This is a genomic window from Trinickia sp. EG282A (assembly GCF_040965455.1).
Classification (GTDB): Bacteria; Pseudomonadota; Gammaproteobacteria; order Burkholderiales; family Burkholderiaceae; genus Trinickia; species Trinickia symbiotica.
Genome location: NZ_JBFRCC010000006.1, coordinates 24648 through 44508, shown reverse-complemented (window position 1 = coordinate 44508; position 19861 = coordinate 24648). Strand labels below are relative to the sequence as shown.

Genomic DNA, 19861 nt, shown 5'->3' with positions numbered 1-19861 from the left:
GGGCTACAGCAGACCCGCCTCTCGCAGCAGCTTGGCAGCCTGACTATCGTCGCCGAGCTGCTCGATCGTCAGCGCCGGCGGATCGAGTTCGTTGAACGGCTTCAGCATCGGATCGGGGGCGACGCCGGCGCGCAACGGATACTCGTAGCCGACGTGGCTTTGCGCCATCAATGTCTGGGCCTTCTGGCCGACGAGATACGCGAGGAAACGCTGGGCGCCGTCGGGATTGTGCGCCGTTTTGAGGACGGCGGCACCCGACACGTTCACGAGCGCGCCGATGTCGCCATGGCCGAAGTGATAGATCGCACTGCGCATCTTGCTTGCGCCCAGTTCCGTGTTCAACCGATCCCAATAATAGTTGTTGATCACGCCGGTCGCGACTGCGCCGCGATTGACCGCGGCCACCACGCCTTCCTCGTCGTCGAAAATCTGCGCGTTCGCCTTCAGACCCTTGAGCCATGCCAGCGTCGCGTCGTGCCCTTTGGATGCGAGAACGCCGCTCACGAGCGGCAGAAAATCCGCGTCGGTCGGCGCGATGCCGACTTTTCCTTTCCACTCGGGCTTCGCAAGGTCCATCAGCGAGGCAGGGAGTTGCCCCGGCTGCACTTTGCCGGTGTTATAGGCCAGCACGTTTTCACGTGCGAACACGCCGACCCACTTTCCGGTCGGCGAGCTGTACCGCTTCGGCACCGTGGCGAGCGTTTGCGCGTCGACCGCGCCGAGCAAGCCCTTTTCCTCGAGCAGCATCAACTCGGGCGAGTTCTCCGTGAAATAAACATCAGCCGGCGCCGCCGAGCCCTCGGCGACGATCTGCGCGGCAAGCGCGGGCCCTTCACCGTTGCGAATCTTGACCGTGATCCCCGTTTCCTTCTCGAAATCCTTGGCGAGCCGGCCGACGAGTTGCTCGTGTTGCGCGTTGTAAAGCGTGATCGATGCGGCATGCGCAAGGTTCGGCAGTGTGCCGAGCGCGGCGAGTGCAAGCGCCGCGATACGTGCCGCGGCGGCCGCCCGCTTGCCGAATTGGAATTGCTTCATGATCGAATTTCCCGTGAAACTATTGCTGCATTAATTGTTGAGTAGTCCGAACGAGTCGATGTCGGCCCGCGATCGCGTCAAGCGTCGAAGAGCGCCGCTCCGATGAACGAGCCGGGCCTCGCGCCCGGCGGGCAAGCGAATATCGCGCTGCCTATGTGCGTCGTGAACTGGTTCATCATGTCGAACTTCGCGAGCCTCTCGTTGATTGGAATGAAACCCGTGCGCGGATCGCGTTGATGTGCGATGAAGATCAGCCCCGCATCGTACTCGGTTTCCTGCCGCCACGGCGGCCAGCGTTCGATATAGAAGTTGGTGCCGTCGTTGTACGAGTAGGAGCGGCGAAGAATCTGCGCGCCGTTGTTCGTGGCGCGATTCGACAAGCGCACGTGCGAATTGTCCGGAATCAGCGGGTTGCCGTCCTTGTCCGCGGCCTCCAGATCGAGGGCATCGAACTCTTTCGCCTTGCCGAGCGGTGCGCCACTCTTCTTCTGCCGGCCGAAGACCGACTCCTGAAAGCCGCGCTCCATCTGATCCCAATGCTCGAGCGTGATGCGGATCCGGCGCACGACCGTATAGGTTCCGCCTTGCATCCAGGCCGGTCCTTCCGATCCGGCCCAGACGAACTCGTTCATGAGCTGTGGATCTTTGATGGAAGGATTGTTGGTGCCGTCCTTGAAACCCATCAGATTGCGCGGCGTCTCGTCACGCGGACCGGAGAGGAAACCGGCCTGCCCCCATCGAATATGTGCGATGCCGCTGCCGATCCGCGCCAGCTGGCGGACGGCGTGGAAAGCCACTTGCGCGTCGTTCGCGCAGGCTTGGATGAACAAGTCGCCGCCTGTCTTTTCGGGCACCAGTTGGTCGCCGTTGAAGCGTGGCAGATCGACGAGCGCGGCGGGACGACGATTCGCGAGACCGTAGCGGTCCTTTCCTTCCCGCGCGAACAAACCGGGACCGAAGCCGAACGTGATCGTCAGTCGAGCCGCACCGAGGCCGAGCGCCTCGCCCGAGTCTCCGGCCGGCCGATCGTCCGGGCCGTCGATCGACGCGGCGGGCTCGCCGCGCGTGAGCCGGGACGCCGCGTCGGTCCACGCGCGCAGAAGGCCCATGACATCGGCGCGCTTGTCCGTCGTCAGCTCGAGTGCGGCGACGTAGGTATGGCTCTGTTGCGGCGTCACGATTCCGCCCTGGTGCGGGCCGAAAAACGGCTCGACAGCCCGGTATGGATCGTCGTTCGCGGCGGCCGGCACCGCCTGCGCGGCGGCGGCCTTGCCCAGCCCGGTAGCCGCGACGGCGGCCGCGCCGCCCGCCTTCAGAAAACCGCGCCTGGCGGGCTGAAATGGACCGTTCCGATCGTTTTCCATGGTCACTTGGCCAGCACGAGCGTATTGACGTCGTCCTCGACGTAATAGAAGCCGTCGCCCTCAGGCGTCATCGCGATGCCGAACAGGTCGCCGTTTCCGGGCGGCGTTTGCGCGCGATCGGTATCGATCCATCGCGCGTAGATTTGCTTGCCGCTCAGAGGATCGATCTCGACGACCTGGCCGTTGAGCGCATTCGTCACGAGCAGGTGACCGTTCGGCGCAGTCGTCATCGCAAGCGGCCGGTGCAGCAGACCGTCCGCGGTCAGCTGGCGGCCGACGCCCGCGCTCGTGTCGCGCGTCAAAGGATCGTCGATCTCGGTGATCCGGTTGCCGATCGCGTCGGACACGTAGAGCAGCTTCTTGTCGGCCGAGAGCGCGAGGCCGGTCGGCCCGACGAGGAACACGCCTTTGTCGGCCTGCGCACCGAAGCCGCTGCCGATGACCGTCTCATGCTTGATGACGGGCGGCTTGCCGTCAGCGATCTCGAGGTCGAGCCGCAGAACGGTGGCCTGCTTATAGACCGGCGGCGTGCCCTTGGCGGAGCCGACACCGAAACCCGCGTTGCTGACGAAGAGCGTCGCCGTGCCGCCGTTGTCGACGACGGCCATATTGCCCCACGGATCGTTGATATTCGGACTCGCGAACGTCGACACGATCTTGCCCTGGCTGTCGAGCACGACGAGGCAGCCCGCGCCCTTCGTATCGGTCGTGCCGTCGTTGCTCGGCGTGCTGCCGACGATGATCCAGCCCGACCTCAGCATCGTCATCGCCGTCGAAAGACCGATTCCGCCCGGGCAGTCCTTCAGTTCGCGGGGAATCGACGCGAACAACGTCATTTGCTTGGTGTCCGGGCGATAGTCGATGATCGTGCTGCCCGTCCCCTGGAGATTCGCGGCGTTGTTGAAGTTGTCGACGAGCACGTCGCCCTGCTTCACGGCTCCCGCCGAAACCGGTGCGATCGCGATCGCATAGGGATTCTGGTCGCCGTTGTCGGGCGCCGTGTTGATGAGCGTCGTATGACGATGGATAGTTTCCAGAAACCCGATCGGATCGGCGAATGCCGTGCTTGGTCCGATCGATCCGCCGAGCACGACTGCCACGGTAATCGCGGCCGCCACCGCGAACCTTGCGGTATCGCGCTTCGCAAAGGGCTCGACGAATGTTCGCACCGCGGAAACGACCGAACGAACGCAGCGTGCGCAGCTGTTGTCAGGGTTCCTAAATAGTTGGGCCATGATGGGAAATCAGCCTAGAAGATAATGTTGGTCCGCACGCCGACGACGAACGTATTGCGTAGGGCCTTCGTCGGATCGTTCGGGTTTTGCCCGGCACCCGCGTTGAACGTGTATTGCATATCGGCTTGCAACTGCCACCATGGCGTGACCTGGTACTGATAGGTCGCTTCGACGGCCGTCTCGCTGCCACGCACGATGTTGCCGCTATCGAGGTCGAGCCCCCTTGCATGGTTGCCGATCTGAATGAATGCGAGGCCGAGGCCGACGCTATCGTTGTCGCGCCCCTTGAACGGCGCTTTCATCACGATCCCGGCATTCGCGCTGAAACTGACGAGATTGCGATCGCCGGGCGCGCCCATCACGCGAGCGAAGACACCGATGCTCCTCGCCTCGTCGGGATCGGGGCGCCATATCATCTGATCCGCGACGGCGTAGAAGCTGTAGTCGCCGTGATGCCGCTGAGCGCTGCCGGTCGACGCGGGGCTCGCGAGCGAAAGCCCCGTATTGTCGAAGCGCTGGTCGTCGAATCGCTCGTTGTTGTACCAAACGCCGATCTTGTAGGTCCCGGGCAGGCCGCGCGATTTGCCGAAGTCCATCTCGCCCTCGGCAGGCTGATTGATCGAATACTGCAGCTCGCCGATGAAGAGCGCGCCGCTATGCAGGTTGAAGTTCGTGCCGCTCAGGTTGCCCGGATCGTTACCGAGCGGATCGCCGTCGAATACGCCGGCAAGCGCCGTCAGGGAAGGCGTGATCTGTCCGCGCACGCGAACGCCGAGCGACGACAGCGGATAGGCAGGGCCGCCGTTCGGCATGTCGTACGAAGGCAATCCTGGCCAACCGAACATCGTATTGATGAAGGTCGCCGCGTACTGGCTGACCATGAACTCCTGGTCGAGGCTCTGCTGGCCGATCTTCACGTCGACGCGCTTACCGAGAAACGCCTGCTGATACCAGAGTTCCCATAGGCGCGTGGTGTCCTGAGCCTCGATGCCGCTTGCCGTGTTGTAGGTGCCGAGGTTTTCCTGGCTCAGGTTGCGCCCATGGATCTGGAGCGCGCTGGCGTTGAAGGTGCCGCCCGGCAGGCCGAACGCTTTTTGCGTATCGACGTTGAGCGTCATCGTCGTCAAGCCGTCATACGTGCCGCCGCGCGCGAGACCGCCACGCAGGTTCGCGAGGTATTCGCTCGTTTCGGTGATGCCGAGCGTTACGCCATACTTGCCGAGCCACGGCCGAAGCCCGCCGATGTCGCCCAGCAGGTTCTGCCGCGTCCAGATGCCCGTCCACGGGCTGATCGGCTGCGCCTGGATATTCAGATCCTCTTCCGAGGATTGCGGCAATGCATCGGGAGTCGCGGCGGCGAAAGAGGCCGAAGAGAATAGTGCGCTCCATAGCAAGGCGGTGGACCACGCCAAACGGCGACGCGAAGGTGCCTGTCGAGCGCATCGAGCGTGTGACGCAAGCGTCATCGAACTTCCTTTCTTGTTGGATTGAATGAGGGCGCCCATCGTCGCAGCGGCAATCGTTCGGACTCCTGCGCAATTCGACGTCGACGTTCGGCGCAATTGTACGCAGTGGTAACGAAAACATCAACGACAATGCGAATCGTTCGCATTACTATTAACGGTGATTGCCATTTACGATTTGCTTACTGCCTCGATCAGCGAACAGGGATGAATTCCGCGTGGATCGTCATGTGGATGTCGTCGCCGATTGTCGAAGACCAGGCGGACAAGCCGAAGGCAGCTCGGCTGAAGTGGCCGTCGGCCGCGAACGAGAGCGACTCGTCCTCGCGCAACGGATGGCCATCGCTTCGTTCGAAGGTGACGAAGAGCGTAACGGGTCGTGTGGTGCCGCGAATGGTGAGGTTTCCCGTCAAAAACCCCGTACCGTTTGCGGTCCTGACAAACCGCGTGCTCGAAAACCGGATGCTCGGATAGTGCTCGACGTCGAGCACCGCCCGGCTCTTGACGATGGGTGTCGCGAAGGGTTTGTTGGCATCGACGCTGGCCGCGTCGATCGTAACGGTAACGAGTGGATCATCGGCGCGGCCGGGCGGCCGATCCAGCTCGGCGTCGATGCGTCGAAAACGCATTCTCAAATGGGTGTGCCCGATGATCTGAACAGACAATGCAACGCTGGAGCGCTCCGGAACCAGCCGGTAATGCTCGGGCAAGCGTGTCGCCGCACCGAACGTCGCAGACCATGCCATCTGCGACATAAAACCCAGCATGAGGGCAAACGCGAATCGCCTTGCGCGAATCCTCGCCATTGCACGCCGTGCTCGAGCAAGGTCGTTGGGCACGACGCAAACGCAAGACGCACCCGCACATCGAGTCGTGCAAACCTCACTTGAAGAATCTCGCGCCAAGAACCGATCAATTGCGCCGCATGCCACCTCCGCCCCATGCATGCATTCCGCCGCCCCATGAGTGGGTTCCGGACGAACGGCTGGCTGCAGGCGTGTGGTTCCACTCATGAAAATGGTGGCCGAAGCCGTGATCGAAATCGTGGTCGAAATCGTGATCGAAATGATGGAAGTGGTGGAACCGATGGAAGCGATCGACGAACACCACCGTGGAGCCGAAGAAATAAGGCGACTCCCCGTACCACCACGGCGACGGGTAATACGTGTAGCCGTCGGCCGGCGCCACCCAGGAACCGTACTCGCTCACGAAAACCCAGATGCCGTTCGACTGCAGACAGGCTCGACCGACGAACGGCTGCATCGTGCCTTCGATCTGAGTCTGCCCGGAGACGATTTGGCATCGGGACGTATCGATGTACGAATTGTCGACGTTCGACCCGTCGTACGTCTGCGCGCCGGCACACGCGGCGCATAGCAGGCCGGCCGCGCACACGGGCCCGCACCGAAGAATGTTTCCCATGATGTGGCTCGAGAGGATGGCCGGTCACGCCCGGCCCCAACGACTAAACGTTCGCAGGTGGTGGTTTATTCCTGTCGCGGCCCTTCTCGCTCGCCCCGCTCACCGGATGCAAGCCATTTGACGAACCACTGCGCGGCGAGCTGCGCCACCTGTTCGAGCGCGCCCGGCTCTTCAAAGAGATGCGTGGCACCGGGGACGATCTCGATTCGGTGTTCGCAAACGAATTGCTCAGCGGCGAACTGATTGAGGCGCACGACTTCGTTATCCATCTCGCCGACGATCAGCAGCGTGGGCGCCTTGACAAGCTCCAGCGCCTCGCGCGCGAGATCGGGGCGACCGCCGCGCGAGACGACTGCACGCACGGTATCGTCGCGCGCCGCTGCGCTCAGCGCGGCAGCAGCGCCGGTGCTGGCGCCGAAGAGGCCGACTGGCAGCGACGACAAGACGGCGTGGCTGCGCACCCAGTCGAGCGCGCCGCCCAATCTTCGCGCGAGCAACGGGATGTCGAAGCGATATTCGGCCGAAAACAGGTCCTGTCGATACTCCTCGGCGCTCAGCAAATCGAAAAGCAGTGTCGCGAGGCCCGCGTTCTCGAGGACGCTCGCCACGTCGCGGTTGCGGGGGCTGAGCCGACTGCTGCCGCTGCCATGGGCGAATACGACGATGCCGCGGGCAGCATCCGGTACCGTCAACGTCCCGTCGAGAAGGAGGGCATCGCTGGGGATTCGTACATCAGCCGTTTGCATCGTCGTTGCTCCGGGCGCGGATACTTCACTGCGCGCATAGACGATGCCGCAGACGGAAGTCGAGCCCCGTCAATGACTTACGCGCGGTACCCCACGAGATATCCACAGAGACGTTCACAGAAACTGTGGACAACTGAACGTTTCCTCAGCCGCCTTACAGGTTGCCGACCAAAGCGCTTGCGTCAGCACGCATTTGCAATTTTCTTACGCAAACCCTTCAATCAGCGTCAACAGACACCCACTGCAAATCCCGCAACCTTTTATCGCGCAGCGCTGTAAAGCGTACGCGTAACCGGTACAGGTCGAGGCGGCTCGTGCGCGTGCAACGCGCGCGGCGCGACGCGGGCGGCGACGGGCATGCCTCGTGCGGCTCGCCCGGAGCGCCACTCGATATGTGTGATGAAACGCTTACGCGGAACCCTCGTCATCGTCTGCGCGGCGATGCTTGCGAGTGCATGCTCGCTCATCGGCCCGGGACACCTGAAAGCGGACCAGGTCGATTACGCACGCGCGCTCGGAGAAGCGAACAAGCGCGCGATCCTCGCATCGATCGTGCAGTTGCGCTACGCCGACGCTCCTTCGTTCGTCAGCGTCAGCCAGATCATCGCCTCGTATTCGTTCGATGCGCGCGGCGGACCGACGCTCAATCTCGGCTCGGGTGCTCAAGCGAGCTACGCCTCGGCGACCGGTTCGGTGTCCTATTCGAATCACCCGACCTTCACTTTCGTGCCGACCACCGGGGATGCATTCGCAACGGCCTTCATCCGCCCTCTGGCGCCGGCGCTCGTGCTGCCGCTCGCGCAAGGCGGCATTCCCGTGGACCTGCTGCTCCGGATCGTCGCCCAATCGATCGGCGATCTACGTAACGGGACGGCCCTCGGCGGCCCCGGCAGCGCGGGATCGCCCGCGTTTTTCGAATTGCTGCGCGCCGCAAGGCGGCTTCAACTCGAAGGCGATCTCAACGTCGAATCGCGCAATGGCAATGGGGCCAGCCGCGTATTCCTCGCCATCAGGAACAGCCCCGACGATCCGCCGGGTGCGGCAGCCGATCGCGACGCGCTGAAACGGCTGCTGCACTTGCCCGCCGACACCGGCAGTTTCGAAGTCGTCTACGGGCAATGGGCGCCGCCAGGTCAGATCGCGATACTGACGCGCTCCGTGCTCGCCGTGCTGAGCGATCTTGGTGCGCAGATCGCCGTTCCCGACGCCGAAGTCGCGAAGGGCGCAACGAAATCGACAGTCCCGTTGATCGGCGGCGAGACACGACCCACCATCGTCGTTCGGAGCGGGCGCGGCGCGCCATCGAACGCCTACGTGACGGTAAGCTACAACGGCACGAACTACTGGATCGAGCACGACGATTTCGATTCCAAATATGCGTTCACCGTCGTCCAGGACCTGATGGCGCTCGCGCAAGTCGATACGAGCGCCAAGGCGCCGATCGTCACCATTCCTGCCGACTGAGCAAGACTCCCAACTTCAGGATCGATCGCGCCAATAGCTGTCATCTCGCCCTGAACGCTTCCGATACGGTTTGATGTAGCGTGCGAGCCCTCAACGGCGCTACACTCATATCGACTGATCGCGCCGGAGAGCCACCATGACCGACCTCGACCCGAACCGGACGTTTCGCGGGCTCCCGTTGACGCCGGAGCAGGACGCGGAAATCAGGCATTACATCAAGGTTCGCAAGCAACAGGGCAAGCCATGGGATACGCCGGAGCTTGCGGCGATGCTGCGCGACATGCTCGAGCCGCCTGGCGACGACAGCGACGACTTCGGCCCCGATTTCGACGGGACGCGGCTTGCGGCCGAACGCGCTCAGGGTTTCATCGAAGACGAAATGGATCCGATAGAAGCATCGGAAGAGTGGCACGCCGCTTTGGAGTCCGAAGTCATGAAAAGGCTCAATCACTGAATCGACTTCTCGGGCGCGCCGGTATGCCGACCGAACCGGCCGGCATATCGTTATCGCGATTAATTATTTAGGCTGCGCCACGGTCCGCAAATACGGCTTGAGCGTTTTGAAACCCTGCGGATATTTCTTTTGCGCATCCTCATTCGAAACTGACGTCGGAATGATCACGTCATCGCCGGGCCGCCAGTTGACCGGCGTGGCGACCGAGTGCTTGGCATTGAGCTGCAGCGCATCCAGCAAGCGCAGCACTTCGTCGAAGTTGCGGCCCGCGCTCATCGGGTAGATGAGCATTGCCTTCACCTTCTTGTCCGGCCCGATGATGAAGACGGAGCGAATGGTCGCATTGTCGTTCGCCGTGCGGGGGCCCGCGCTCGCGTTCGGATGGATCATGTCGTAGAGCTTGGCGACCTTGAGGTCGTCGTCGCCGATCATCGGATAGTTGACTGCGTGTCCCTGCGTCTCGGCGATGTCGCCCACCCATTTCTTGTGATCGCTGACGGGATCGATCGACAGGCCGATGATCTTCGTATTGCGCTTCTCGAATTCCGGATTGAGACCCGCCATGTAGCCAAGCTCAGTCGTGCAGACGGGTGTGAAGTCCTTCGGATGCGAGAAGAGAATCGCCCAGCCATTGCCGATCCATTCATGAAACTTGATCGGTCCTTCGGTCGTCTCGGCGGTGAAATCAGGTGCTTCGTCACCGATGCGGATGGTCATATCAAATCTCCTTTGCTATGTGCGTTGGCAAGCCCGGATCCTCACGATATGCGACGCGAATAAATCGCGCGAGGCGCCGCAAGAGATGAGGCTAGGAATTATAGACGCCGAATGGACGCGCGCTACGCAATGCGACGCACCGAAGAAGACATCACAGCGCAAAACAAGTGCGACAGCATAGGGCGCCTGCACTGCTGCGGTGCAACAGCTGCCCTTGAACAGTTCGCGCCGCTTTGCCCCAATCTGGCGAAACCCGCGTCGTGGCTGGGTTTGAGGTCGTTGGCACAGCCCTTGCGTAAAGCGGCCCGTGCCCGACAACGGCGTCGGGATGCATGCAGCAAGATGCGATGCGGCGATGAAACGCCCGCTCGCCATCGCTTTGAGGACAACGGCGTCCCCTCGTGCTTTCGGACACGAGCGGACGCCGTTTCGTTTTGGCTCATGCGGAATAAGCATTTTCGGTCGAGCAACGATGCTGCGACGCCCGCTTCAAGGAGTGACCATCGATGAACAGGCCCCGACTCGTCGTCATCGGCAACGGCATGGCCGGCATCCGGACGATCGAAGAGCTGCTCGCGCTCGCCCCGGATCACTATGACATCACCGTCTTCGGCGCCGAGCCGCACCCGAACTACAATCGGATCCTGCTCTCCCCCGTGCTCGCCGGCGAGCAAACGTTCGACGACATCGTCCTGAATCCGCTCGATTGGTACGAGCGCAATGGCATCAACCTGCATCTCGGCGAGGCCATCGCGCGCATCGATCGCAAGCGCCGTTGCGTCGTCGCCGAAGACGGCACCGAGGCGCCCTACGATCGCCTGCTCATTGCGACGGGCTCCCAACCGTTCATTCTTCCAGTGCCCGGTGCCACGTTAAAGGGCGTCATCACCTATCGCGACATTCACGATACGCAAGCGATGATCGATGCGGCGCAAGTGAAGCGCCGCGCGGTCGTGATCGGCGGCGGCTTGCTCGGGCTGGAAGCGGCCAACGGGCTCATGCTGCGCTGCATGGATGTGACGGTCGTCCATCTGGCCACGACGCTGCTCGAGCGCCAGCTCGACGCGAGCGCCGGAAAGCTGCTGCAACGCTCGCTCGAAGAACGTGGACTCTCTTTCCTGCTCTCGAAGGCAACGACTGAAATCGTCGGCAATGAAGCCGGCGAAGTGGCCGCGGTTCGCTTCGCGGACGGCGACGAAATTGCCGCCGACGTCGTCGTCATGGCCGCCGGCATTCGTCCGAACACGACGCTCGCCGAAGCGGCCGGCCTGCACTGCAATCGCGGCATCGTCGTCAACGACACGCTGCAGACGTACGACCCGCGCATCTATGCCGTCGGCGAATGCGTGAGCCACCGCGGCATCGCCTACGGCCTCGTCGCGCCGCTCTTCGAGCAGGCGAAAGTATGCGCGAATCACCTCGCGTTGATGGGCATCGGCAGCTACAAGGGGTCCGTGCTCTCGACGAAACTGAAGGTGACGGGCATCGACCTCTTCTCCGCGGGCGATTTCATCGGCGGCGACAACACCGAGCAGATCGTGCTGTCGGACCCGGCAAGCGGCGTCTACAAAAAGCTCGTCATCCAGGACGATCGTCTCGTCGGCGCCTGTCTTTATGGCGATACGGCCGACGGCGCCTGGTACTTCAAGCTGTTGCGCGAGGGCCGCAAGCTCGGCGAGCTGCGCGACCGCCTCATGTTCGGCGAATCGAGCATCGGCGACGCGGGCGTGCAAGGGCACAACCGCGCCGCGGCGATGGCGGACGGCGACGAAGTCTGCGGCTGCAACGGCGTGTGCAAAGGCACGATCGTGAAGGCGATCACGGAGAAGGGCCTCTTCACGCTCGACGACGTCAAGAAGCATACGAAGGCGGCGAGCTCGTGCGGCTCGTGCTCGGGCCTCGTCGAGCAGATTCTGATGAGCACGGTCGGCACGAGCTTCCAGGAAACGCCGAAGACGAAGGCGATCTGCGCCTGCACCGACCACAACCATGACGACGTGCGCAAGGCGATTCGCGAGAACAAGCTGCTCACGCACAAGGAGGTCTACGACTTCCTCGAGTGGCGCTCGCCGAACGGCTGCGCGACATGCCGCCCGGCCATCAACTATTACATGATCTCGACGTGGCCGCATGAAGCCGTCGACGATCCGCAAAGCCGCTTCGTCAACGAGCGTGTGCACGCCAATATCCAGAAGGACAACACGTTCTCCGTCGTGCCGCAGATGAAGGGCGGCGTGACGACGCCCGACGAGTTGCGCCGAATCGCCGACGTGGCCGATAAATACAACATCCCGATGGTGAAGGTGACGGGGGGCCAGCGCATCGACCTGCTCGGGGTAAAGAAGGAAGATCTCGTCGACGTCTGGCGCGATCTCGGCATGCAGTCCGGTCATGCCTACGGCAAATCGATCCGCACGGTGAAAACCTGCGTCGGCAGCGAGTTCTGCCGGTTCGGCACGCAAAACAGCACGCAAATGGGCATCGACCTCGAGACGATGCTCGCCAACATGTGGTCGCCGCACAAGGTCAAGCTCGCGGTCTCGGGCTGCCCGCGCAATTGCGCGGAAGCGGGCATCAAAGACGTCGGCGTGATCGCCGTCGACAGCGGCTGGGAACTCTACGTGGGCGGCAACGGCGGCATCAAGACCGAGGTCGCGCAATTCCTCGCCAAGGTCAAGACGCCCGACGAGGTCAAGGAGTACACCGGCGCATTCCTTCAGCTCTACCGCGAAGAAGCGCATTACCTCGATCGCACGGTTCATTACATCGCGCGTGTCGGCCTCGACTATGTGAAGCGCAAGATCGTCGAGGACGCCGCAAGCCGCAAGGCGCTCTACGACCGCCTGCTCTACTCGCTCGAAGGCCTGCCCGATCCGTGGCAGGAACGCATCGAAGGCGCGCAGCAACGTGAATACATTCCGCTTACGGTAATCGAGTGAGGACTTGACCATGGATCGATCGAACCTGCCCAACTGGACTCACGTCTGCCAGCTGTCCGACATCCCGCGGCTCGGCAGCCGCGTGCTCAAACATGCCGACGGCGACGTCGCCATTTTTCGCACGGCCGAAGATGAAGTGTTCGCGCTGCTCGATCGCTGCCCGCACAAAGGCGGTGCGCTTTCGCAAGGCATTGTCCACGGCAAGACCGTCACGTGCCCGCTTCACAGCTGGAACATCGAGTTGGCGTCGGGCGAGGCCCGCGCACCCGACCAGGGATGCGCGCGCCGGTTTCCCGTGAAAGTCGAGGGTGTCGCGGTCTACGTCTGCCTCTCGTGATGGAGGGCACGTCTCGATGAAAACCGTCACGCGCTCGACTTGCTGCTATTGCGGCGTCGGCTGCGGAGTGCTGATCGAAGCCGAGCACGGCCGCATCACGGGCATCGCCGGCGATCCCGATCATCCCGCGAATTTCGGACGCCTCTGCACGAAAGGCCGCTCGCTGCCGCTCACGGCGGCCAGCACCGCCGGGCGCGCGCTTCAGCCCGAGCTGCGCGCGACGCGTGAGGCGAAGCGCGAGCCGACCGACTGGGCGAGCGCGCTCGATCACGTCGCCGCTCGCTTCGCCGAAATCGTCGAGCAACACGGGCCCGACTCCGTCGCGTTTTATATATCGGGCCAACTGCTGACCGAGGACTACTACGTCTTCAATAAGCTCGCAAAGGGATTGATTCGTACGAACAACATCGACACGAATTCGCGGCTTTGCATGTCGAGCGCCGTGACGGCGTACAAGAAGGCGTTCGGCGCCGATGGGCCGCCAACCTGTTACGAAGACCTCGAGCTTGCTCGGACGGTGCTCTTCGCGGGCAGCAACATGCCCTATGCGCACCCCGTGCTGTTTCGTCGCCTCGAGGATGCCAAAGCAAAGAATCCCGACATCCGTTGGATCGTCGTCGATCCGCGCCGCACCGACGTTGCCGCACTGGCCGATCTCCACCTCGCGATCCAACCGGGCACCGATGTCGCGCTCTTCAACGGCATGCTTCACCATCTGATATGGGAAGGCATGCTCGAGCGCGACTTCATCGACGCGCGTACGCACGGGTTCCTCGATCTCAAGGCGCTGGTGCGCGAATATTCGCCGCGCACGGCAGCGGGGATCTGCGGCATTGCGGAGCAAGACCTGATCCGCGCGGCCGAATGGTTCGCCGAGAGCCCGGCGACGCTGTCGCTCTACTGCATGGGGCTCAACCAGTCGAGTCACGGCACGGACAAGAACCTCTCGTTGATCAACCTCCATCTCGCGACGAGGCAGATCGGCAAGCCGGGTGCAGGGCCGTTTTCGCTGACGGGCCAGCCGAATGCGATGGGCGGCCGCGAGGTCGGCGGAATGGCGACGATGCTCGCGGCGCATCGCGATATCGGCAATGCCGACGATCGGGCCGAAGTCGAGGCGTTCTGGGGCGTCCAGGGTCTGTCCGAGAAGATCGGACTGCCGGCCGTCGATATGTTCGATGCGATCGCCGACGGCAAGATCAAGGCAGTCTGGATCGCCTGCACGAACCCGGTTCATTCGATGCCCGACATTGCACGCGTTCGCAAGGCGCTGGCCCGGGCCGAGTTCGTCGTCGTTCAGGAGGCTTTTCTCGAGACCGATACCGTTCCCTATGCCGACGTAGTGCTTCCCGCGACGACATGGGGCGAGAAATCCGGCACGGTCACGAATTCGGAGAGACGTATTTCGCGCGTCCGGGCCGCCGTCGAGGCGCCGGGCGACGCACGCGCCGACTGGTGGATCGTCGCGGAAGTCGCAAGGCGCCTGGAGCGGCGACTGATGCCTCGACACGAGAACGCGCACGATGTCGTCGCTTCGGAGTCCAAACTATTCCCCTATGCCTCGCCCAACGAGATCTTCGACGAGCACCGCGCGTTGACGGTCGGTCGCGATCTCGACATCGGCGGGCTCTCGTATGCCGTGCTCGAAGACGAGGGCCCGAAGCAATGGCCGTTCGTCGCCGGTGCGGCGCGCGGCGATGAGCGCCGCTACACCGATGGGGTATTCGCCACGGCCGACGGCCGCGCCCGGTTTCACAAGACGCCCTATCTGCCCGTCGCCGAATCGACCGATGCGCGCTACCCGTTCCGGCTCGTGACAGGGCGCCTGCGCGACCAATGGCATGGCATGAGCCGCACGGGCCGCGCCGACGCGCTCTTTGCGCACGCGCCCGAAGCGACCGTCGTCATGCATCGCGGCGATGCTGCCCGCCGCGGCCTCGCGGACGGCGATCTCGTGACCATTGCGAGCCGCCGGGGAAAGATGGTGCTCCCGCTCGAAACATCGGACGATCTCCGTTCCGGCACGCTCTTCGCCGCCATGCATTGGAGTGGACAGTATCTGAACAACGGGGGCGTGAACGAAGCGACCATCGGCGCCGTCGATCCCTACTCGGCGCAGCCTGAGCTCAAGCATGCCGCCGTGAGAATCGAGGTGCCCGACTTGCCGTGGCGACTCGTAGCCGCGAAGCGCGGCGACACCCTGGCGCTGCGGGCGGCCGTGCAGCCGTTGCTCGGCGAGCGGCGCTATGCGTCCATCCGGATCGAGGACGAAGACCTGCTCGTCGTTTCGGCCGCGGACGCGATCGCGCACCCCGAATGGGCCGACCGGCTCCACGATGCGCTTGGATTGCCGCGCGGCGACGATCTGCTCGAGTATCGCGACGCGCGCCGCGGCCGCGAGCAGCGCGTGGCATGGAACGGCAAGCTGATCGACGGGTTTTTGCTGACAGGCGATACCAGCGGCGCGCGCTCGCTGATCGAGCAGATCCGGGCGGCGACGCCATGGACAGGCCCGCGCCATACGATTTTTCTGCCCGGCGGCGAAGACGCGCTGCGCGCCCTTGCGCCGCGCGCCCGAATCGTCTGCAATTGCAAACAGGTGACGCAGACACAGATCGAAGAAGCCATCGCGGCGAACGCCGGCCTCGACGAATTGAAATCGACACTCGGCTGCGGTACTGTGTGCGGCTCCTGCGTACCCGAAATCAAGCGATTGTTGAACGCCACGGCCGTTGCATGACCTCATCGAAGCTGCGCATCCTGCTCGTCACCGATACCGAAAAACCGATCGGCGAAATGCGCGAGGCGCTCGCGCGTCTCGGCTACGAGATGCTCGCCGAAGCGGCGACGCCGCAGGCGCTGCCGAAGGTGGTCGAGCGCGAGAGGCCCGACGTCGTCATCATCGATACCGAATCGCCTTCGCGCGACACGCTCGAGCACCTCGCCGTCATGAACGAGACGGCGCCACGGCCCGTGCTCATGTTCAGCCACGATGCGAACCAGCGCCTGATCCGCGAGGCCGTCGATGCGGGCGTCACGGCCTACGTAGCGGAAGGCCTCGCGCCCGAGCGGCTTGCGCCGATTCTCGAAGTCGCGCTCGCGCGCTTCGCTCATGAAGAGAAACTGCGGCAACGTCTCGCCAGAGTCGAGGGCGAGCTCGCCGAGCGCAAGACGATCGACCGGGCGAAGCGGCTCTTGATGGAGCGCGGCAAGATGTCCGAGCACGAAGCCTACGCCACGTTGCGCAAGCGCGCGATGGATGCCGGCGTGCGGCTTGCCGAAATCGCGCGGCGGCTCGTCGACGCGGCCGATTCATCGAGGTAGGTCATGGATACCGAAATGCTCCCCGTCGCCGAAACGGCCCTTGAAAAGACCCATCTGCGCGTCGGTTTCGTCGCACTGTCGGATGCGGCCCCGCTCATCGCCGCGAAAGTGCTCGAATTCGGGCATCGGCACGGGCTCACGCTCGAGCTCTGCCGGCAGCCGTCATGGGCGGCCGTGCGAGACAAGCTGCTGGCCGGCGAGCTCGACGCGGCCCACGCGCTCTACGGCCTCGTCTACGGCGTGCAGCTCGGCATCGGCGGGCCGCAGGCGGACATGGCCGTCCTCATGGTATTGAATCGGAACGGCCAGGCCATCACGCTCTCGACCCGCCTCGCTCGCGCGCTCGATGAATCGGGAAATCTCAAGACCGCACTCGCCACGCTCGGGCGGCCCGCCGTATTCGCACAGACCTTTCCGACCGGCACGCATGCGATGTGGCTCTATTACTGGCTCGCAGCGCAAGGCGTGCATCCACTCGAAGACATCGAAAGCGTCGTCATTCCGCCGCCGCGTATGGTCGACGCGCTCGAGCGCGACACGCTCGACGGTTTTTGCGCGGGCGAACCCTGGCACGCGGTCGCCGAAGCGCGCGGCGTGGGTGAAACGGTCGCCGCGACGAGCGAAATATGGCCGGGCCACCCCGAGAAGGTGCTCGCCTGCCGGCGCGACTTCGTCGCCCAATACCCGAATACCGCGCGGGCATTGATCCAGACGATGCTCGAGGCATGCCGATGGGTCGACGCGCCTTCGCATCGCGAGGAAATCGCGCGCTGGCTCGCCAAGCCCGAAGCGCTCGACGTTCCGTTCGAACTCATCGCAGCTAGACTCGCGGGCCGCGAGGGAGGCAAGCGTTTCCCGCAGCCGCCGCTCACCGTCTCGTTCTTCGATGGGGGGACCGTCAACTATCCGCGCGTTTCGGAGGGACGGTGGTTCATCGAGCAGTATCGGCGTTGGCACCTGCTTCGCACACGGTCGGGCGGCGAAGGCAATGAAACCGCGAGCGATGCCGCCATCGCCGCCGCCATCAATCAGACCGCGCTCTATCGCGATGCCGCGACGCTGAGCGAAGTTCCTATCCCTGGCGACACGCAGACCGTTTTGCTTTGCGATGGCGCCGCATGGAGTTGACTCTCTATTTGGCACCGCCTTCTTCCGTGAGCTGCTTCTCGAGCTTCGCAAAAATGCGCTTGGTCTGACCTTTGGCATGAAGCGCGAACAGCAGCAGTGAGCGGCCCGTGACCTGATAGACGTCTCCCGATTCGAAATCCGGCAATTCCTCACGGACAGGGACGTTGGTATCGATGAGACAGCTCCATTGATCGCTGCCGGGTATCTCGGGAAGCGTGAAGTCAACCACGTCGTGATGCGCGTTGAGCACGAGCAACAGCGTGGCGTCGGATGCCGGTCGGCGAATGCCGCTCACCTGCGCGCGACCATCGATCACAAGGCCGAAGCATTTCATCAGGGAATCGTCCCAATGCTGCGCCGTCAGTTCCGTACCCGCCGGACTCATCCATTTCACTTCGGATAATTGAAGCGTTTCGTTGAACGCACCTGTCAGGAACCGGCCCCGTCGCAATACAGGAAGCGTATGACGCAGCGTCGTCAGCTTGATGACGAATTCCATCAGCGCGCGTCCGTCATCACCCATGCCCTCCCAGTCGAGCCAGCTGATTTCGTTGTCCTGGCAGTAGGCGTTGTTGTTGCCTTGTTGCGTGCGGCCGAATTCATCGCCGGCAACGAGCATCGGAGTGCCTTGCGCAAGCAGCAACGTCGCGAGCAGATTGCGCTTTTGGCGCTCACGCAGCGCGCGCACTTGCGCATCATCGGTCGGTCCTTCGACGCCACAATTCCAAGACTTGTTGTCCGAGTGTCCGTCCTTGTTGTCTTCGCCGTTGGCGTCGTTGTGCTTGTCGTTGTACGAAACGAGGTCATTGAGCGTGAATCCATCGTGTGCGGTGACGAAGTTCACGCTGGCCCAGGGGCGCCTGCCACGGCGATTGAACTTGTCACCCGAGCCGGTGATGCGGCTGGCGAGCTCGGGCGCGGCACCGTCCTCGCCACGCCAGAACGCGCGCACGGTGTCCCGAAAGCGATCGTTCCATTCCGCCCACCCTGGTGGAAAACCGCCCACCTGGTAGCCCCCCGGGCCGCAATCCCATGGCTCCGCGATCAGCTTGACGCTCGAGAGCACGGGATCCTGGCGGCAACTGTGGAGAAAACCGCCGCCTTCGTCGAAGCCGTACGGCTCGCGGCCGAGAATCGTCGCGAGATCGAAGCGAAAGCCGTCGACCTGCATTTCGGTGACCCAGTAGCGCAGGCTATCCATGACCATCTGCAACACGCGCGGATGCGAAAGATTCAGCGTGTTGCCCGTGCCGGTATCGTTGATGTAGTAGCGCGGCTCGTCGGGCATCAAGCGGTAGTAAGAAGCGTTGTCGATCCCCCGAAATGACAGCGTCGGGCCGAGCTCGTTGCCTTCGGCGGTGTGGTTGTAGACGACATCGAGTATCACTTCGAGATCGGCTTCGTGAAAGCGGTCGATCATCTGCTTGAACTCGTCGATGATGCCGGAGCTGCGCGCGAAATAGCGAGGGTCGGCCGCAAAGAAGCCGATCGTGTTGTAGCCCCAGTAGTTCGTGAGGCCTTTGTCGAGCAAATGACTGTCGTTGACGAACGCGTGAATGGGCATCAATTCGATGCAGGTGACGCCAAGGCTTTTCACGTAGTCGACGATCTGTTTCTGACCCAGACCTTCGAATGTGCCGCGCAGCTCGGGCGCCAGGGCAGGATGCCGCTTCGAGTATCCCCGCACATGTGTTTCATAGATGATCGTGCGGTCCCACGGCACGCGTATGCGCGTGGGGTGGGTCCAGGAAAAATTCTGATCGACGACGACGCACTTGGGGACGAATGGCGCACTGTCGCGCTTGTCGAGCGCCAGATCGCCGTCCTTGGCTCCGAGTCTGTAGCCGAATACCGCGGCGTCCCATTTCAGGCTCCCGACGTGGGCTTTCGCGTAGGGATCGAGTAGCAGCTTGCTCGAATTGAAGCGATGGCCGGCCTCCGGTTCGAAGGGGCCATGCACGCGGTACCCGTAAACCGCGCCCGGCCGCAAGCCGGGTACATAAACGTGCCAGATCTCGTCCGTAAACTCAGGCAATTCGATGCGCCCAAGCTCGCGTTTGCCGTTTTCATCGAAAAGGCAGAGATCGACCCGCGTGGCGTTGGCGGAAAAGAGCGCAAAGTTGACGCCTTGGCCGTCCCATGTCGCACCCAACGGGAACGGGAGGCCTTCGGCGATAGGCATTGTGGTTGACATGGGTGCTCACATCGAGAGTCGTCCGTGACGGGACAGTGG

16 protein-coding genes are annotated in these 19861 nt (G+C 63.1%); 7 read left to right on the top strand and 9 right to left on the bottom strand.

The window, feature by feature from the left end:
- Positions 1–3 precede the first annotated feature (3 nt).
- From AB4Y31_RS26690 to AB4Y31_RS26660, 7 genes are all read right to left on the bottom strand, one after another.
- Positions 4–1035: an iron ABC transporter substrate-binding protein gene (locus AB4Y31_RS26690; RefSeq protein WP_368676636.1), complete on the bottom strand. Its 1032-nt coding sequence runs from the start codon at positions 1033–1035 to the stop codon at positions 4–6.
- Between the two features lie 77 nt (positions 1036–1112).
- Positions 1113–2399, bottom strand: coding sequence for an iron uptake transporter deferrochelatase/peroxidase subunit (gene efeB / locus AB4Y31_RS26685; protein ID WP_368676635.1), 1287 nt, complete (start codon positions 2397–2399; stop codon positions 1113–1115).
- 2 nt (positions 2400–2401) lie between these two features.
- Positions 2402–3568: a hypothetical protein gene (locus tag AB4Y31_RS26680; RefSeq protein ID WP_368676806.1), complete on the bottom strand. Its 1167-nt coding sequence runs from the start codon at positions 3566–3568 to the stop codon at positions 2402–2404.
- A gap of 80 nt (positions 3569–3648) precedes the next feature.
- Entirely contained in the window at positions 3649–5139 is a 1491-nt protein-coding gene (locus AB4Y31_RS26675; protein WP_368676634.1) for a carbohydrate porin, read from the bottom strand.
- Between the two features lie 152 nt (positions 5140–5291).
- The gene (locus AB4Y31_RS26670) at positions 5292–5903 is read right to left on the bottom strand and encodes a YceI family protein (protein WP_368676633.1); all 612 of its coding nucleotides are present in this window, start codon (positions 5901–5903) and stop codon (positions 5292–5294) included.
- A gap of 106 nt (positions 5904–6009) precedes the next feature.
- On the bottom strand, positions 6010–6519 hold the full coding sequence (locus AB4Y31_RS26665) for a hypothetical protein (RefSeq protein ID WP_083925714.1): 510 nt from the start codon (positions 6517–6519) through the stop codon (positions 6010–6012).
- Between the two features lie 65 nt (positions 6520–6584).
- A complete protein-coding gene (locus AB4Y31_RS26660) occupies positions 6585–7265 on the bottom strand; it encodes a dienelactone hydrolase family protein (RefSeq protein ID WP_368676632.1) in 681 nt (226 codons plus the stop codon).
- 399 nt (positions 7266–7664) lie between these two features.
- Between AB4Y31_RS26660 and AB4Y31_RS26655 the strand changes: the two genes are divergently transcribed.
- Positions 7665–8729 carry a hypothetical protein gene (locus tag AB4Y31_RS26655; protein ID WP_368676631.1) on the top strand — a complete coding sequence of 355 codons (1065 nt, stop codon included), beginning with the start codon at positions 7665–7667 and terminating at the stop codon, positions 8727–8729.
- A gap of 136 nt (positions 8730–8865) precedes the next feature.
- Positions 8866–9183: a hypothetical protein gene (locus tag AB4Y31_RS26650; RefSeq protein ID WP_018442260.1), complete on the top strand. Its 318-nt coding sequence runs from the start codon at positions 8866–8868 to the stop codon at positions 9181–9183.
- A gap of 63 nt (positions 9184–9246) precedes the next feature.
- Here the strand turns inward: AB4Y31_RS26650 and AB4Y31_RS26645 are convergent, their stop codons facing one another.
- On the bottom strand, positions 9247–9900 hold the full coding sequence (locus tag AB4Y31_RS26645) for a peroxiredoxin (protein ID WP_018442261.1): 654 nt from the start codon (positions 9898–9900) through the stop codon (positions 9247–9249).
- A gap of 506 nt (positions 9901–10406) precedes the next feature.
- On the opposite strand from AB4Y31_RS26645, the gene nirB reads away from it, so the two are divergent.
- The 5 genes from nirB to AB4Y31_RS26620 are packed head-to-tail and all read left to right on the top strand — an operon-like array spanning position 10407 to position 17628.
- Positions 10407–12839, top strand: a complete 2433-nt coding sequence (gene nirB / locus AB4Y31_RS26640; RefSeq protein WP_368676630.1) for a nitrite reductase large subunit NirB — start codon at positions 10407–10409, stop codon at positions 12837–12839.
- A 10-nt stretch (positions 12840–12849) separates the two neighbouring features.
- Positions 12850–13176: a nitrite reductase small subunit NirD gene (gene nirD / locus AB4Y31_RS26635; protein ID WP_018442263.1), complete on the top strand. Its 327-nt coding sequence runs from the start codon at positions 12850–12852 to the stop codon at positions 13174–13176.
- Between the two features lie 16 nt (positions 13177–13192).
- Positions 13193–15916 carry a molybdopterin-dependent oxidoreductase gene (locus AB4Y31_RS26630; RefSeq protein ID WP_368676629.1) on the top strand — a complete coding sequence of 908 codons (2724 nt, stop codon included), beginning with the start codon at positions 13193–13195 and terminating at the stop codon, positions 15914–15916.
- Complete coding sequence (locus AB4Y31_RS26625) at positions 15913–16500, top strand: ANTAR domain-containing response regulator (protein WP_368676628.1); 588 nt, start codon at positions 15913–15915, stop codon at positions 16498–16500. Before AB4Y31_RS26630 ends, AB4Y31_RS26625 begins: the two co-directional genes overlap by 4 nt.
- Positions 16501–16503: 3 nt before the next feature.
- Positions 16504–17628 carry a CmpA/NrtA family ABC transporter substrate-binding protein gene (locus tag AB4Y31_RS26620; protein WP_368676627.1) on the top strand — a complete coding sequence of 375 codons (1125 nt, stop codon included), beginning with the start codon at positions 16504–16506 and terminating at the stop codon, positions 17626–17628.
- Between the two features lie 4 nt (positions 17629–17632).
- On the opposite strand, the gene glgX is transcribed toward AB4Y31_RS26620, so the two are convergent.
- Positions 17633–19822, bottom strand: coding sequence for a glycogen debranching protein GlgX (gene glgX / locus AB4Y31_RS26615; protein WP_368676626.1), 2190 nt, complete (start codon positions 19820–19822; stop codon positions 17633–17635).
- Between the last annotated feature and the right edge of the window lie 39 nt (positions 19823–19861).